Genomic DNA, 15,633 nt, shown 5'->3' on the forward strand with positions numbered 1-15,633 from the left:
GTCTACTTCCTCCATCTAAATGATCTTTTTTCGATTAAAATGACAATTAAAAACAACCCAATTCCAAGCAGTGATAAGAGGATGATTGGCGCAAAAACACCAGCACCATCAAACTGCGTCATCATTCGTCTGCTAAAATATCCAAGTCCAGCTTGAGCACCGAGCCACTCACCAATCGCCGCACCAATGACACTTAACGGGAAGGCCACCTTCAAGCCTGAATAAAAGAAAGGCAGTGCTGAAGGGATATCCAGTTTTAGAAAAATATCCTTTTTCTTTGCCCCCATCGTCAGCATCAGTTCACGTAACTCTTTATTGCTCGACCTTAAGCCATCGAAAGTATTGACGGCGATAGGAAAAAAAGTGATCAGGACGGTGACGACGACCTTGCTCCAGATTGAATAACCAAACCAAAGCACAAAGATGGGCGCCAAAGCAATGGTCGGTATCGTTTGTGACACAATCATCAACGGGTAAACAGCACGTTCAATCGTTTTACTGGCATGCATCCACACACTTAAGCCCACACCAAGCACAATTGAAATACCAAGTCCAATCACAACGATCAGTAATGTAGCCGGCAAGTGATCAAATAAAAGCGTCGAGCGCAGCACCCATAGCTTATTCGCAATTTCTGACGGCGCCGGCAAAATATAGGGCATGGCCATCAATCTCGCACCAATCTCCCAACAGAATACTAATACTAAAATCAACAAACTTGGGGCGAGATACGAACTTCGAGCTTTCATTGCCCCACCTTCAATCTCAATTGATCCAGTAAATATTCTTTCAACGATATTAACTCCGGCTTATGTAAATCTTTCAATGTACGTGGTCGATTCAACGGTACAGAAATTTCCTCCAATTGAGCACCCTGTGTATTTGTAAACACCAGAATTCGATCGGACAAAAATAGCGCTTCGTCCACATCATGAGTTATAAAAAGCACTGTCTTTTTTCGCTTTTCCCATTGGAATAGAAGCCATTCTTGCATCGAGAGTCTTGTTATTGCATCCAAGGCGCTGAACGGTTCATCCAGTAGTAGTACATTACTACCAGTTAATATGGTTCGTAAAAACGAAACCCGTTGTCGCATTCCACCAGATAAATCACTTGGATGGTAATCCCCTACTTTTGCCAACCCAAATTCATCAAGGAGTGGAAGGATCTGTTTTTCTGCGACTTCCTTTTTAATTCCCTTTAATTCCAACGGTAACATTGCATTCTCAACAATCGTCCGCCACGGCATCAGCAAATCCTGCTGTGGCATATAGCCCACTTGACCTAGCCGGTTCTTGTGTATCTGACCGTTTATCAACACATCCCCTTTCTCTGACTCTTCCAAGCCGGAGATAAGTCTAAATAATGTGCTTTTCCCACAGCCACTAGGTCCTATTACACTGACAAACTCCTTGTCAAATATATCGAGATTAAAATCAGTTAAAATTTTCGTCCGCTCCCGTTTTGAGCCGGTTTCATAGCTGAAGCTCACATTCGTAAACTGCACAGCAAGATTTTGTTTACACATCGGTTGGCCACATCGTTTCATTCCAGGCCATATCCCAGAACATGAATTCATAACGAGTAGTATTAAGGAAAATCTCTTCTAACCGAACTAGTTCCTGTGCCGATTTTCCAATAGTCAACTCATCAAGTAAGTCAATACACCAAGTTGCTAGTGTTCCGAACTCATCTGAAGCGTAATTATTAATCCATTCGCCATATAGCTCATGCGCACTTGCTCCAGGAATTTCACTAAGTTCCTTGCCTATCTCCCAATAACTCCACATACAAGGAAGGAGTGCTGCAACGAGTTCAGCCAACGTTCCATTGTTAGCAACATGGAGCATATAATGAGAGTAAGCTAAAGTGATAGGCGAAGGTTTGGCCTCCTCTAGCTCGCTTGCACTAATACCAAATTTTTCAGCATAAGAGCGGTGCAACGCCATTTCTTCATTTAATGTTGAATCAAGCAATCTCGCAAATTTTGCCATCGTTTCAACATCAGGCGCTTTGACTGCTCCAAGCGCAAATAATTTTGCATAATCAATTAAGTATAAGTAGTCTTGTATCATGTAGAAACGAAACTTTGATTGCTCCATTGTCCCATCACCCATTCCTTTTACGAAAGGATGGGCATGATTTTGGCGCCAAATCGGTTTTAATTTTTCATATAAGCGTTCACTAAACTTCATCTCTTGTCACCTCTTTTGGTGTATGGCACCACTCATAAATGAATTTCACCATAACCTTTGTAAAATCAAGCAGTTGCTTAATCCTTACTTGTTCGTTCATGCGATGAGCATTATCCAAATCACCTGGACCATAAATCGCAGCCGGGATACCAGCTGCTCCAAACCAGCCCCCATCGGTAACTGATGGTGAAACCGTAAGTTTTGCCTGTTCAGATGTAACTGCAGCATGTGAATTAGCGAGCAATTGAACAGCAGCATGTTGTGGGTCCAATTCTAATGATGGAAAAATTTCACCGCGGTCTTCAATCATCGACCGTCCCCCCCACTTGAAACTAGGTGGATTTTCCCTTAACCAAAAATCTCCATCACATACCCGCAAAATATGTTCCTCGATTTCCTTTGTAATTTGTTCATGATGCTCGTTCGGATAATAATGCACTGTAATCCATAAGCGACATTCATCAGCAATAAACGCTGCATGTCTTCCTCCTTCAATAACCGCTGGATTGATTGTATTCGTTCCAGGAATAAAGCCAGGATAACTTTTTGTGATTGCCCAATGCCGCTCCAAATCCTGAAGGCCACCGATGATTTTCATCATTTTTTCAATCGCACTTGCAGCCATTAATCCACCGCCAGCATGAATCATATTTCTCCTTGTGGCATCATGATAGGATTGCTTGCTTTTTACTGTAATCCAGCCTGTTATGACACCACCTTGACCTTGAATTTCCAGATCACTCGTATCCACAACAACAGCAAAATCAGCCGTAAACCCACGCTCGCAACATTGCAATGTTCCAGCCTCACCAACTTCTTCACCAATTACCGACTGGAACAAAAGGTTTCCTGGTAACTCCACTCCTGCTTCAAGCAATAACCGAATCGCAAATAATGCACCCGCAAGTCCGCCCTTCATGTCGCTTGCGCCCCTGCCAATAATCGCACCATCCTTCACAACGGGTGTGAATGGATCGCTTTTCCACTCCTCTTCCTCACCAACTTCAGCCACATCAACGTGTCCATTAATAATCAAGCTCTTATACTGATCAGGATTAGTTCCTGTTAAGGTCCCTACTACATTCGGATCATTTGGATAGACATCCCACATATCGATGGAAAAACCTAATTCTGTTAGATATTTTGTGATATAGGTTTGAGCCTCAACTGTATTGCGAGCAGGTGGAGCGGGCGTCTTATAAGAGATTAATTTCTTCACTAACTCGATTATTTCATCTTGACGATGTTCAACCATATCTAATAGCCCTTGCAACTCTTGATTGGCTATTGGCCCCATTGAATTCACTCCTTCAAAAATATATCTAGATTGTTAATCTTTTTTTGGAACCCTTGCTTCTAATAAGGTCTGTGCTGTTACAGGATTTTTCATAAAAATCTTTAAGAGTAAATACCCTAGCGATGCGCCAACGAAGGAACTTAAAATAAACGCTGGAATGAATCCGAATAATGTAGCTTCTTTTCCTAAAAACAGCACTGAGATTGGATAACATAACATAGCCCCAAGGATACCCGTGCCGAATACTTCACCAACGTAAGCAAACAATACTTTTCCTGATTTTTCAAATAAAATGGCAGCCAAAAAAGCACCAACAATGCTGCCAGGAAAAGCAAAAACGGAACCTGTTCCCATGATGTTCCGCAAAATTGAAACAGACAAGGCTTGCGCCACCGCATAATACGGCCCAAGCATGACAGCGGATAGAACATTAATAAAATGCTGAATCGGAAACACTTTAATGACCCCTAGTGGGATAAAAAAGACGTGACTAGTCAGTGTTCCTATGGCAACCAACATCGCTGAAAGTGTAAGTTTCTGAGTTTTACGCAAAAAAATAACCTCCCTGTATTTACACACTGGGAGGCAGAACAAACTCTGCAAATTGGAGTCCAAATAAAAAACAGACTCCAGCATGAGGAATCTGTAAATGTATACAAAATGAATACACTTCCCTACGCTGGTATTACCCAGATCAAGTTTAAGGGTCAAAGAAATGGATCTTTATCTCAGCCGGCCAACCCCCGGCACCCCCAGTGTGAAATGATTTAATATTCAATTTATAACTACCTTAACATAATTTCTACATCTTTCAAGTGTTTTCTACTAATCTTGATAAAATTCGCTTGGAAAACATTACTGTAAAAGCCAAAAATTTAGCATGATTTTTTAAATTGAGGGAATTCCTATTATAAAGAGAACTCGAAAGGAATATTGCTCGAATGCGAAGGTTTCGAAAAATCGTAAAACCCACTAAACTAAAAAGTCCCATACAAGAGGATGAAACAGTTTTAGCTGATTCTGTTGATTCTGTTGATTCGATTGAGTCTACAAATCTGCTTTCTGGTATATTTGATCAAGATTTACAACACATCAAAAAAACATTTGAAAAGAGCTCGGATATCATCATTAGGGAATTTCGTATTGGTATGGGGAAGAAAATCAAATCTGCCGTTATCTATACAGATGGTTTAGCTGATTCAATGATGATTCAACATTTTATTTTGACATCATTGATGAACGAGCCTTTTGAAGTTCACTCACTTGATGAAGGTGTTCGTTCAACAAAAATCATTGATTGGATTGAAAAATGTCGACTAACCATTGGGGCGATTTCAGAAATACAAAATTTTGACCAACTCTTTAATGCGGTTCTTTCAGGAAATACCGTCATCTTAATTGAAGGCTGTAAAGATGCCATTTCCGCTTCGACGATTGGATGGGAGGACCGCGGTGTCACAGAGCCGGCATCACAAACAGTTGTCCGTGGTCCTCGTGAAGGCTTTTCTGAAAACTTTCGAACAAACACTGCGTTGATTCGGCGAAAAATAGGCGATCCAAATCTCTTATGTGAAACGAAAAAAATTGGCAGAGTCACCAAAACTAATATTGCTGTGATGTATATTAACGGAATTGTTAACGACAAGATTGTCGAAGAGGTACATCGTCGCTTAGATAAAATTGATATTGATGGAATACTTGAGAGTGGCTATATTGAAGAATTAATCCAGGATGAAACATATACACCCTTTCCGACCATTTATAATACAGAACGACCTGATGTGGTTGCTGGCTGTTTATTAGAAGGTCGGGTTGCAATCATTGTGGACGGCACTCCGTTTGTTTTAATTGTTCCAGCGTTGTTTATTCAAAGCTTTCAAGTGGCAGAGGACTACTATCAGCGTGCTGATATCGCCACCTTATTAAGAATACTGCGAATCATCTGTTTTTTAATCGCCTTGGTTGGACCTTCCTTCTATATTGCGGTAACTACGTATCATCAAGAAATGCTGCCGACCCAATTACTCATAAGCTTGGCAGCTCAACGTGAGGGTGTTCCATTTCCTGCCTTCGTTGAAGCCATCATGATGGAAGTAACCTTTGAAATTCTTCGTGAAGCTGGAATCAGAATGCCTAGAGCAGTTGGTCAAGCGGTATCTATTGTTGGGGCATTAGTACTTGGTCAAGCTGCGGTTGAAGCAGGAATTGTTTCCGCTTCGATGGTCATTGTCGTCTCAATTACAGCGATAGCAAACTTTGTATTTCCTGCTTATAATATGGCCATTTCAGTTCGGATGTTACGATTTGGGATGATGGCGTTAGCTGCTTCTTTTGGTTTATATGGAGTCACGCTAGGTTTATTAGCTCTCCTGTTACATTTAAATAGCCTTAGATCTTTTGGAATTCCTTATATGGCGCCATTTGGACCTTTTATTTTAGAGGATCAACGTGACACGTTATTCAGAGTACCCCATTGGAAAATGCTTTCTAGGCCGCGCTTGATAAACCAGAAAAACATGAAACGGCAACAGGACTAATCGATTGAAAAGGAAAGGAACGAAATGAATGAAGAAATTGTTATTTTTCTTGATCTTTATTCCTTGCCTTCTGATGGTTACAGGATGCTGGAACCGACGGGAATTAAACGAACTCGCTTTAGTAGTCGCAATGTCAATCGATAAATGTGAAGAAGGGTATGTAATCACCGCACAGGTTGTTGAGCCAAATGAAGTCGCCTCTCAAAAAGGTGGAAGCGGACGCTCACCCGTCACTACCTATACCGAGAAGGGAAAATATATTTTTGAAGCCATTCGCCGCATGACAACGGTTAGCCCCCGCAAGCTTTATTTTTCCCATCTACAAATGCTTGTCGTTGGCGAGGAAATAGCGAGAGAGGGAATCAGTAAACCGTTAGAGTTGTTGACACGCGATCCGGAATTTCGAAAGGATTTTTATATTGCAGTTGCGAAAGGTGTAAAGGGTAATGAGATTCTCGAGAATCTAACGTCCATCGAAAAAATTCCAGCTAACAAGCTCCATTCTTCACTGGAAACTTCAGAAAAAGCATGGGCCCCGACCATTGCGGTCCAAATGGATGAATTAGTTAATGATTTGACAAGTGAAGGAAAGAATGCAGTTCTGACTGGTATCACGATAAGAGGAAATGTAAACAAAGCCGCCTCAATGGAAAATGTAACGAGAATCGAGCCTTATGCCCGGCTTAAATATAAAGATATTGCTGTCTTCAAAAAGGATAAATTAATTGGCTGGCTCAATGAGAAGGAAAGTAAGGGCTATAACTATATTACTGACAATGTCACCAATACAGTTGGTGATGTTCCTTGTCTAGAAGATGAAAAACTTGTGGTAGAGATTATTCGCTCTAAATCAAAAATTTCCGGAAAAGTTATCAATGGAAAGCCAAAAATAAATGTCGATATATTTGCTGAGGCTAACGTTGGCGAAGTAGCCTGTAATATTGATTTAACAAAACCTGAAACGATTCGTAAACTAGAAAAATCCGTCAATCAAGTTAACGTCAATATTCTCCAAACATCTATAAAAAAAGCGCAAAAACTAGGTGTGGACATATATGGATTCGGGGAAGTCATCCACCGTGCAGACCCAAAAGCCTGGAGAACACTTAAAAAGGATTGGAATAGCCACTTTATTGAATTAGATGTTAATATCCATTCAAATATCAAAATAAGACGGACTGGCGTTTCAAATGAATCATTTATCAATAAGATTAGAGGAGAATAAAATTGATCCCATCAGCCGGTATTCTTATCATTAGTTTGCTGATTGCTTGGTTTGAAATCCCAAAGCTAAAACAGGATAAGGCAACAAAAGAGATGATTGTGTTTTGCTTTTTCCTTATTAGTGGTACGGTATTAAGTATTTTATCTGCGCTAAGGATAACCATTCCAAACCCTGTTAATTGGCTCATTTTCCTATTTGAGCCCGTTAGCAAATGGATTGAACGCCTACTTACATAAGAAAGGAGGATTCGCAGTGATTGAACAAGGAAAAATATCCAACCTCCAATTATCGGTAATCATCATCGCATACACAATTGGTACTTCGATTATTACCGTTCCGACAATCACATCTACTTTTTCCAAACAGGATGGGTGGCTTTCATCGATTTTATCATTAGGCTGTGGCGTTCTACTGGTACTTCTTTATGGTTACATGTCAGAGCGTTATCCCCAAATAACACTTACACAATTGTCTGAACAAATTTTAGGAAAGTGGATTGGCGGAGCAGTTTCAATCCTTTTCTTTATATTTTATTTATTCATTACTTCAATATTTGTCCGTATTTCAGGTGACTTGATTACCACGCATATTTTACCTGAAACACCGATTCAAGCAATCGAGATATTATTTTTATTTGTAATTATCATGGCAGTAAGATTGGGACTTGAGCCAATTGCTAGGACAACAGAAATGCTCTTCCCCCATATCTTTATGTTAATTTTATTCGCTATCTTGTTTCTGCTCCCCCATATAAAGATTGTAAATCTTACACCCTTTTTAGAATTTGGTATGAAGCCTGTACTACATGGGACCTTCGATATTCTTGGGGCACCTTATTTAAATTTATTTGTAATTTTAATGATAACTCCTTTTATAAATAAACCTAAAAGGGTTAAACTGAATTTTGTTTTATCGACTATTATCGGCGGAATAATCATCATTATTATCACTACACTATCCATTGCTGTACTTAGCGCACCTGTTACTTCGAGATTAAACTATTCACCATATATGCTTGCGCAAAAAATTGACATTGGGAATTTCATACAAAGAATTGAAATTGTTGCTGGGGCATTTATTTTTATCACGCTATATTTAAAAGCCGTCATTAGTTTTTATGCTATGGTATTAAGTATTGCACAAACATTTCGATTAAAGAATTATAAAATACTGACATTGCCGCTTGGAATGATCGTCCAAGTTCTATCAACGCTCCAATTCTCCAATATCATAGATTTTCATTACTTTGTACGATCTTATTGGACATTGATATCAGCCGTAATGGGATTATTTTTTCCACTCATGTTGTTATCGGTTGATATTGCAAAATCAAAATTAAGAAAAAATAAACAAAATGAAGTCTCCAAACCTCTTTAAGCATCAAAAAAAAGAAAACCCAGTCTAAGACCAGATTTTCGATTTTGTAGCTGCTTTTCTCATCCTTTCTTCTGTGACATATCTCAGTTGGGATGCTCGCTGCCATTTTCTTTCAAATCGATCCTTTTTCATGGCCAAAGTAATGGTTTGACCAGTTTTTGTATAGACTATGGTGTTCTTTTTTTCCATTGCTTCAAAGTTCCGAATATGTTTGACAGAAAACCAAATACAGTCTAAGCGATGTGGAGAAAAGCTCGGAAACATGTAGAGATCTAATGGCGCGTAGATTACTAGAGGTAGCATACTAATATTTCCTAACACAGATCGCGCACCCTCACTTGCTCCCTTTAAGCTAGAGCAGTAAAAACGCAAGCTCGTATCGACAATATCAACCGGACTCATTCTTACCGAAAAATCTTGATCACACTCTATAATCATTGAGTATGGACGATTGTAATCATCGATTTTCCCCTTAATACAAACAGTATTTTCATTGATTACATATTTTTCCCTACACTTCAAATAATTAGTCCCCCTACCTTAAATGTTATATTCCAATCATAAAATAAAAGGAGTATACTAATCATAGTTGGCCTCATGTCCAACTTACCAACCCCTTAGGACCAGTTTTCCAGACGAGTTCCTAAGGGTTTAATTTTGGCACGACCCACTCAACAATACACCACCACCTAATAAATATTAATATTTCCAAATAAATTATAAATTTCCTATAAATAGGTTTATCCATCCAACAATAATTTTCTAAAATAATACAAAAACATATGAAGATTTATTTACAATTTAATCGAATTGTACAAAAAGGCAATTTCTTCTGAATTATTTTATTTATTCGTTTCTTGAATTTTGCCAATTCTTGCATTTGAAAATTGTCCATTTTCTGATAGGATATATTTTTGTAGAATAATAAAATAATAACAAAAGGAAGTGATAATGATGAAAAAGTACGGATTAGCCATTCAGATTTTTATTGGCTTACTTTTAGGTATTGCCGTAGGTGCCGTTTTCTATGGAAATCCTGCAGTTCAAACCTACTTGCAGCCAATCGGCGATATATTCCTCCGCTTAATTAAAATGATTGTGATTCCAATCGTCGTTGCGAGTATTATTGTCGGAGTTGCCGGAACTGGTGACATGAAGAAGCTCGGAAAGCTTGGTGGCAAAACAATTCTTTACTTCGAAATTGTTACAACCATCGCCATTGTCGTTGGATTATTATCAGCGAATATCTTCAAACCTGGTAGTGGCGTTGATATGTCCGAGTTAACCAAAACTGATATCACAAAATATGTTGAGACCACTGAGACTACAGCACAACATAGCTTTGTAGATACTTTTGTCAACATTGTGCCAACGAATATTTTCCAAGCACTGATGAATGGTGAAATGCTTGCCATTATTTTCTTTTCCGTTTTATTTGGGATCGGAATTGCTGCAATTGGAGAAAAAGGAAAACCAGTGTTGAATTTCTTTAAGGGCACTGCTGATGCAATGTTTTATGTTACGAACCAAATTATGAAATTTGCTCCATTCGGGGTTTTTGCTTTAATCGGGGTTACCGTTTCTAAATTTGGCGTCACATCACTTATTCCTCTTGGAAAACTTATTTTAGTTGTTTATGGAACAATGTTATTTTTTGTTTTCGTTGTACTAGGAGGAATCGCAAAAATGCATGGAATAGCCTTTTTTAGCATGTTAAAGATGTTAAAAGATGAGTTAATCCTTTCATTCAGTACCGCAAGTTCTGAAACCGTCCTACCAAAATTAATTGAAAAAATGGAAACCTTTGGTTGTCCAAAATCAATTACTTCTTTCGTAATACCTACCGGATATTCCTTTAATCTTGATGGATCTACCTTGTATCAAGCATTAGCAGCAATCTTTATTGCGCAAATGTACGGAATTCATCTGCCGATTACAGAACAAATTACCCTTATGTTAGTGTTAATGCTTACCTCAAAGGGAATTGCAGGTGTACCAGGCGTTTCATTCGTCGTTTTACTAGCTACACTTGGCACAGTCGGCATTCCCGTTGAAGGTCTTGCTTTCATTGCTGGTATTGACCGTATTCTTGACATGGGACGAACAGCTGTTAACGTTGTCGGGAACTCATTATCTGCTGCAGTCATCTCAAAATGGGAAGGCGAATTCAGACCTCAAAAAGCGATTGTTCATGATGTGGAAAAAGTATCATAACAAAATAAAAAAGCTGCCACGTGCAGCTTTTTTATTTTGTATATGACTTTTCATGCTCTGGTTGACTTTGCAAGACAATCTGTTGCGCAGGCATGAGGATATTGTGATCATGCATTTTTTGCGCTAGCAGCTCCTTTGTTTCACGCGCCGCCATGATGTAATTGACATCATTAACGGAAGCTGTGATCGAGAATTTATACCCAATCGGGCTTGCATCCAATGAATGTAGGCCATAAAATTGATACGGTTCCCGATACTCCCCTGTTATTGGATCAATTAACAAATAATCCTTATGCCGTTCATTTAATTCATCACATACCGCTAATAATAACTGTTTTACCTTACCCGGGTCTTCATTAAATGAGACAATCAGACTTTCAAATACTCGCCTCATATTGACTGATCCATTGACAAGTTTGCGAATTTCGCCATTAGAAATGGTAACTAGTTTTCCATTTAACAAGCGAATTTTGACCACTCGAAAGCCTAATTCTTCTACCGTTCCACCCTCTTGCTCATCATTGATATTGATAAAATCCCCTTTTTGAATGGTGCGTTCAAAAATAATAAACATTCCGCTCAGCAAATCATTAATAACCTTTTGTGCCCCAAAACCAACAACCGCAGCAATGATTCCTCCAGCCATAATAAAGTCTTTTAAATTACTTACAAACGGCTGTATCGCAGCAAATAAAATCACAAAAAACAGCACATAATTAGCGGTGTTTCTTACGACACTTTCGATCGTATTCTCTTTCTTTTCATCGATAATATTGGTCCGCTTGAATAATTGATGAAGGGAAAATCGCAACAATCGAATCACAAAATAGGAAGTGATACCAGTCAAAAATATTGAAGCAAAATAATCCTTTACAGTACCCCAATCTATTTCAAAGAACTCCAGTAATTTATCAGTCCAAATGTCCACTATCAATAATTCCTCTCCCATTGTTATTTATTATAAAAATTATAACGCTTTTTGAATTAAACATGGTCAATTTTCAGATTAAATACCTCTTTTTATCATGATTTATGTAGCAAAAAAACCCTACATATCCAAATATATTTTAAAGTGACCTTCGTCACAAATTAGTCATATTTTGTTCACTTTTCGTCCTTTTTTACCTAGTTTTTTATGTTATCATCATACATATGTTGTTAATAATAATTATTGAATAATAATTAATTGAATTTAAGATTTTGAATTGTTTTAAATTAATTTTTCACAAGATCGAAAGGAGAAGAACAATGAAATCCGCGAAACGCATTACCCTGACATTGCTCACCATCATTTCTTTGCTATTAATGAGTGGGTGTGAAAAACTGGTTGTATTTGACCCTCAAGGTCCTGTAGCTCGGGACATTTTAGATTTAATCAACTGGTCCCTTATCTTTATGTTATTGGTTGTTGTCGTTGTATTTGCCCTATTCGGTTACATCGTTTGGAAATATCGTGAGAAAGAGAGCAATAAGGACTATACTCCTCCAGAAGAGCATGGAAGTACCTTACTGGAAATTATTTGGACTGCCATCCCTATTGTGATCGTTATTGCCTTAACGATTCCAACTGTGAAAACAATCTACGCCCTTGAAAAGGTTCCTGAAGGGTATGAAGAAAAAGAGCCTTTAGTTATTCATGTTACATCTGCCGATTGGAAATGGATCTTTAGTTATCCAGAACAAGAAATTGAAACAGTAAACTACGTAAACATTCCTGAAGATCGACCTGTTCAATTTAAACTGACCTCTGCAGGAACAATGCAATCATTCTGGATTCCTGCCCTTGCTGGTCAAAAATACACAATGAACAAAATGGAAACACAAATGTATGTTGTCGCTGATCATCCAGGCTCATACTTTGGCCGCAACACAAATTTTAACGGACGAGGATACGCCGAAATGGAATTTGAGGTATTGGCGCAGACAGAAAAAGACTTTAACAACTGGGTCAAGGATGTAAAAAAGACTGCACCAAAGCTTACAGAATCTAAATACGAAAAACTATTAGAGCCAACCCATTTAGGCAGACAAACCTACTCTAATTCACACTTAGAATGGGTGAATCACGCTGATATGGACTCTAAAACCTATACAAATCCTGAACTCTATAAAACACATGGCTACCAGGGTGAAATCTTTAAAGAAGAAGAAGGTTCAAAAGACGGAACTGAAACTAAAACTGAAATGAACCATGGTAATGGAGGTGAACAGAATGGACATTAATTGGAAAGAATTTTTCATGCTGAATGGAGATCCATTAATTATAGGATCACAGATTGCTATTTTACTATCAATGCTTGGTATTGTAGCTGGGATAACTTATTTAAAAAAATGGCGATGGTTATGGACTGAATGGATTACAACTGTTGATCATAAGAAAATTGGGATTATGTATATCCTCGCTGGTGTATTAATGTTTTTCCGCGGTGGTGTTGATGGGTTACTTATGAAAGCCCAAACCTCACAACCTGAAATGCAATTTTTAGATGCTCAGCACTACAATGAAATTTTCACCACACATGGTGTGATTATGATTTTATTTGCAGCAATGCCGCTATTAGTCGGGATTATGAACGTCATTATACCGCTGCAAATTGGCGCACGGGATGTTGCCTTTCCCCAACTAAATGCATTAAGCTTTTGGCTTTTCTTCGTCGGGGCAATGCTGTTTAATATTTCCTTTGTTGTCGGTGGGTCTCCAGATGCCGGTTGGACTTCTTATTTTCCGCTTGCCGGAAAGGAGTTTACACCGGGAATCGGGAACAATTATTATGCCATTGCCTTGCAAATAGCCGGTATCGGAACATTAATGACCGGTATTAACTTTATCGTAACAATTTTAAAAATGAGAACAAAAGGTATGACGTTAATGCGGATGCCGATGTTCACCTGGACATCCTTTATCGCTTCAGTGATCATTGTAGCTTCATTCCCAATTTTCACCGTAGCCCTTGCATTAATGACCTTTGACCGTATTTTTGGAACACATTTCTTTACCCTCGCTGGTGGCGGGATGGATATGCTTTGGGCGAATTTGTTCTGGTTATGGGGTCACCCGGAAGTATACATTGTCGTCCTCCCTGCTTTCGGGATGTTTTCAGAGGTAATCTCCACATTCTCACGCAAAACCTTATATGGTTATAAATCAATGGTTGTTTCAATAGTTGCCATCGCCGTACTAAGTATGCTTGTGTGGGTTCATCATTTCTATACGATGGGTGCAGGTCCTGGAGTTAACTCTGTATTCTCAATTACCACGATGATGATTGCGATTCCAACCGGGGTAAAAGTTTTCAATTGGCTTTTCACAATGAGAAATGGACGGATCAAATTTACAACAGCCATGCTTTGGGCACTAGCGTTTGTACCGTGCTTTATCATCGGTGGAGTTACTGGTGTCATGCTTGCAATGGGTGCTGCCGATTATCAATATCATAATACCCTATTTCTTGTAGCCCATTTCCACTATGTCCTCATACCTGGCGTTGTGTTCGCTGTATTTGCAGGATTGTATTACTGGTGGCCAAAAATGTTCGGCTTCATGTTAAATGAAAAAATCGGTAAGTGGCATTTCTGGTTATTTGTGGTTGGTTTTAATGTAACGTTTATGCCAATGTTCTTCCTTGGTTTGGATGGCGCTGTCCGTCGTGCCTACACCTATTCAGCAGAATCAGGTTTTGCTCCATTATTCTTAGTTTCAGCAATTGGCTCGATTATCCTTGCGGCAGGCTTTGCTGCTTTAGTTTACAACATATACTGGAGCGCCCGATTTGCTGACCGCAATATCTCATCTGACCCTTGGAATGCCCGCACACTTGAATGGGCAACAGCCTCTCCGGTTCAGCATTATAACTTTGCGATTCAACCGGAAGTTAATACGCTCGATGCATTTTGGAATATGAAGAAAAATGCCATCGACATGCATTACAATGAGAAAGATTACAAAGAGATTCATATGCCGAGCAACACTGGCTTACCGTTTATTATGAGTGTCATCTTTGGTGTCGCAGGCTTCTTCCTTGTGTTTGAATGGAAAATTGCTGCAGCAGTTGCAACGATTGGTATTTTCGCTTGTCTAATTGCTCGCTCGTTTGATTACAACGACGGCTATCATGTATCTGTCGATGAAATCATTAAAACTGAGGGTGCTTGGAAAAAGGTTGATGAAGAGGTGAAAAATCATGTCAGCTAAACTAGATGCTACATTGCCATTAGAATATCAAACAGAGCAAAATCGCTTAAACATCTTTGGCTTCTGGATTTTCTTAGGTGCTGAAATTATCCTATTCGCTACCCTATTCGCCGTTTACGGCGTATTAGGTGAGCGTTATGCAGGTGGACCAACACCACAAGAAATCTTTGTTTTAAAAGACATTATGATTGAAACCATTCTGTTATTGACTAGCAGTTTTACTTGTGGTCTTGCAATCTATGAAATGCGTCGCGCTAATCTGAAGGGCTTGCTTACTTGGTTAGTCATTACATTATTGCTTGGTGGCGGATTTATCTATATGGAAATCTCCGAGTTCGTACATTACGTGGGTGAAGGAGCAACAATGCAAACGAGCGCCTTCCTTTCTAGCTTTTTTGTCCTTCTCGGCACACATGGTGCGCACGTTTCTTTAGGTATCGGTTGGGCGCTTCTTATCATCATCCAGCTTTTACATCGGGGGCTAACTCCTGTTACAGCTCGGAAAGTGTTTATCATCGGTTTATATTGGCATTTTCTTGATGTCGTCTGGATTTTCATTTTCACATTCGTTTATTTAGCAAGGATGGTGGCTTAAC

At 39.0% G+C, this 15,633-nt stretch carries 15 protein-coding genes and 1 riboswitch; of the genes, 8 read left to right on the plus strand and 7 right to left on the minus strand.

Translation table 11 applies throughout. From position 1 onward, the window contains the following. Positions 1 to 2: 2 nt before the first annotated feature. Genes HHO41_RS02565 through thiW form a run of 5 tightly spaced genes read right to left on the minus strand, consistent with a single transcriptional unit; the run spans position 3 to position 4,044 of the window. Complete coding sequence (locus tag HHO41_RS02565; RefSeq protein WP_169095279.1) at positions 3 to 749, minus strand: ABC transporter permease; 747 nt, start codon at positions 747 to 749, stop codon at positions 3 to 5. Beyond that, positions 746 to 1,528, minus strand: coding sequence for an ABC transporter ATP-binding protein (locus tag HHO41_RS02570; RefSeq protein WP_248278346.1), 783 nt, complete (start codon positions 1,526 to 1,528; stop codon positions 746 to 748). The genes HHO41_RS02565 and HHO41_RS02570 overlap by 4 nt, the downstream gene beginning before the upstream one ends. After that, on the minus strand, positions 1,521 to 2,195 hold the full coding sequence (gene tenA, locus HHO41_RS02575; protein WP_169095281.1) for a thiaminase II: 675 nt from the start codon (positions 2,193 to 2,195) through the stop codon (positions 1,521 to 1,523). Before tenA ends, HHO41_RS02570 begins: the two co-directional genes overlap by 8 nt. Next, positions 2,185 to 3,492 (minus strand): acetylornithine deacetylase, encoded by a 1,308-nt coding sequence (locus tag HHO41_RS02580; protein WP_169095282.1) that lies wholly within the window; start codon positions 3,490 to 3,492, stop codon positions 2,185 to 2,187. The genes tenA and HHO41_RS02580 overlap by 11 nt, the downstream gene beginning before the upstream one ends. Positions 3,493 to 3,525: 33 nt before the next feature. After that, positions 3,526 to 4,044 carry an energy coupling factor transporter S component ThiW gene (gene thiW / locus HHO41_RS02585; RefSeq protein ID WP_169095283.1) on the minus strand — a complete coding sequence of 173 codons (519 nt, stop codon included), beginning with the start codon at positions 4,042 to 4,044 and terminating at the stop codon, positions 3,526 to 3,528. Positions 4,045 to 4,146: 102 nt separating this feature from the next. Next, positions 4,147 to 4,256, minus strand: a riboswitch (TPP riboswitch). 177 nt (positions 4,257 to 4,433) lie between these two features. Here thiW and HHO41_RS02590 point away from each other — a divergent pair. Genes HHO41_RS02590 through HHO41_RS02605 form a run of 4 tightly spaced genes read left to right on the plus strand, consistent with a single transcriptional unit; the run spans position 4,434 to position 8,631 of the window. Beyond that, positions 4,434 to 6,029: a spore germination protein gene (locus tag HHO41_RS02590; RefSeq protein ID WP_169095284.1), complete on the plus strand. Its 1,596-nt coding sequence runs from the start codon at positions 4,434 to 4,436 to the stop codon at positions 6,027 to 6,029. Between the two features lie 28 nt (positions 6,030 to 6,057). After that, complete coding sequence (locus HHO41_RS02595) at positions 6,058 to 7,254, plus strand: Ger(x)C family spore germination protein (RefSeq protein ID WP_169095285.1); 1,197 nt, start codon at positions 6,058 to 6,060, stop codon at positions 7,252 to 7,254. 2 nt (positions 7,255 to 7,256) lie between these two features. Continuing rightward, positions 7,257 to 7,490 carry a hypothetical protein gene (locus HHO41_RS02600; protein ID WP_169095286.1) on the plus strand — a complete coding sequence of 78 codons (234 nt, stop codon included), beginning with the start codon at positions 7,257 to 7,259 and terminating at the stop codon, positions 7,488 to 7,490. A 16-nt stretch (positions 7,491 to 7,506) separates the two neighbouring features. Beyond that, the gene (locus HHO41_RS02605) at positions 7,507 to 8,631 is read left to right on the plus strand and encodes an endospore germination permease (protein ID WP_169095287.1); all 1,125 of its coding nucleotides are present in this window, start codon (positions 7,507 to 7,509) and stop codon (positions 8,629 to 8,631) included. Positions 8,632 to 8,655: 24 nt separating this feature from the next. Here HHO41_RS02605 and HHO41_RS02610 read toward each other — a convergent pair whose 3' ends face one another. Further along, positions 8,656 to 9,153 (minus strand): competence protein ComK, encoded by a 498-nt coding sequence (locus tag HHO41_RS02610; RefSeq protein ID WP_169095288.1) that lies wholly within the window; start codon positions 9,151 to 9,153, stop codon positions 8,656 to 8,658. Between the two features lie 432 nt (positions 9,154 to 9,585). On the opposite strand from HHO41_RS02610, the gene HHO41_RS02615 reads away from it, so the two are divergent. Beyond that, the gene (locus HHO41_RS02615) at positions 9,586 to 10,845 is read left to right on the plus strand and encodes a cation:dicarboxylate symporter family transporter (RefSeq protein WP_169095601.1); all 1,260 of its coding nucleotides are present in this window, start codon (positions 9,586 to 9,588) and stop codon (positions 10,843 to 10,845) included. A gap of 31 nt (positions 10,846 to 10,876) precedes the next feature. Here HHO41_RS02615 and HHO41_RS02620 read toward each other — a convergent pair whose 3' ends face one another. Further along, complete coding sequence (locus tag HHO41_RS02620) at positions 10,877 to 11,773, minus strand: mechanosensitive ion channel family protein (protein ID WP_348981216.1); 897 nt, start codon at positions 11,771 to 11,773, stop codon at positions 10,877 to 10,879. A 320-nt stretch (positions 11,774 to 12,093) separates the two neighbouring features. On the opposite strand from HHO41_RS02620, the gene qoxA reads away from it, so the two are divergent. From qoxA to qoxC, 3 genes are read left to right on the plus strand one after another with little or no spacing between them, the layout of a single operon-like run. Further along, entirely contained in the window at positions 12,094 to 13,068 is a 975-nt protein-coding gene (gene qoxA / locus HHO41_RS02625) for a cytochrome aa3 quinol oxidase subunit II (protein WP_169095290.1), read from the plus strand. After that, on the plus strand, positions 13,058 to 15,037 hold the full coding sequence (gene qoxB, locus HHO41_RS02630) for a cytochrome aa3 quinol oxidase subunit I (protein WP_169095291.1): 1,980 nt from the start codon (positions 13,058 to 13,060) through the stop codon (positions 15,035 to 15,037). Before qoxA ends, qoxB begins: the two co-directional genes overlap by 11 nt. Continuing rightward, positions 15,027 to 15,632, plus strand: coding sequence for a cytochrome aa3 quinol oxidase subunit III (gene qoxC / locus HHO41_RS02635; RefSeq protein WP_169095292.1), 606 nt, complete (start codon positions 15,027 to 15,029; stop codon positions 15,630 to 15,632). The genes qoxB and qoxC overlap by 11 nt, the downstream gene beginning before the upstream one ends. Position 15,633: the final 1 nt, after the last annotated feature.

Origin of the sequence: Bacillus sp. DNRA2 (assembly GCF_012843265.1) — a bacterium.
GTDB lineage: Bacteria > Bacillota > Bacilli > Bacillales > Cytobacillaceae > Bacillus_BU.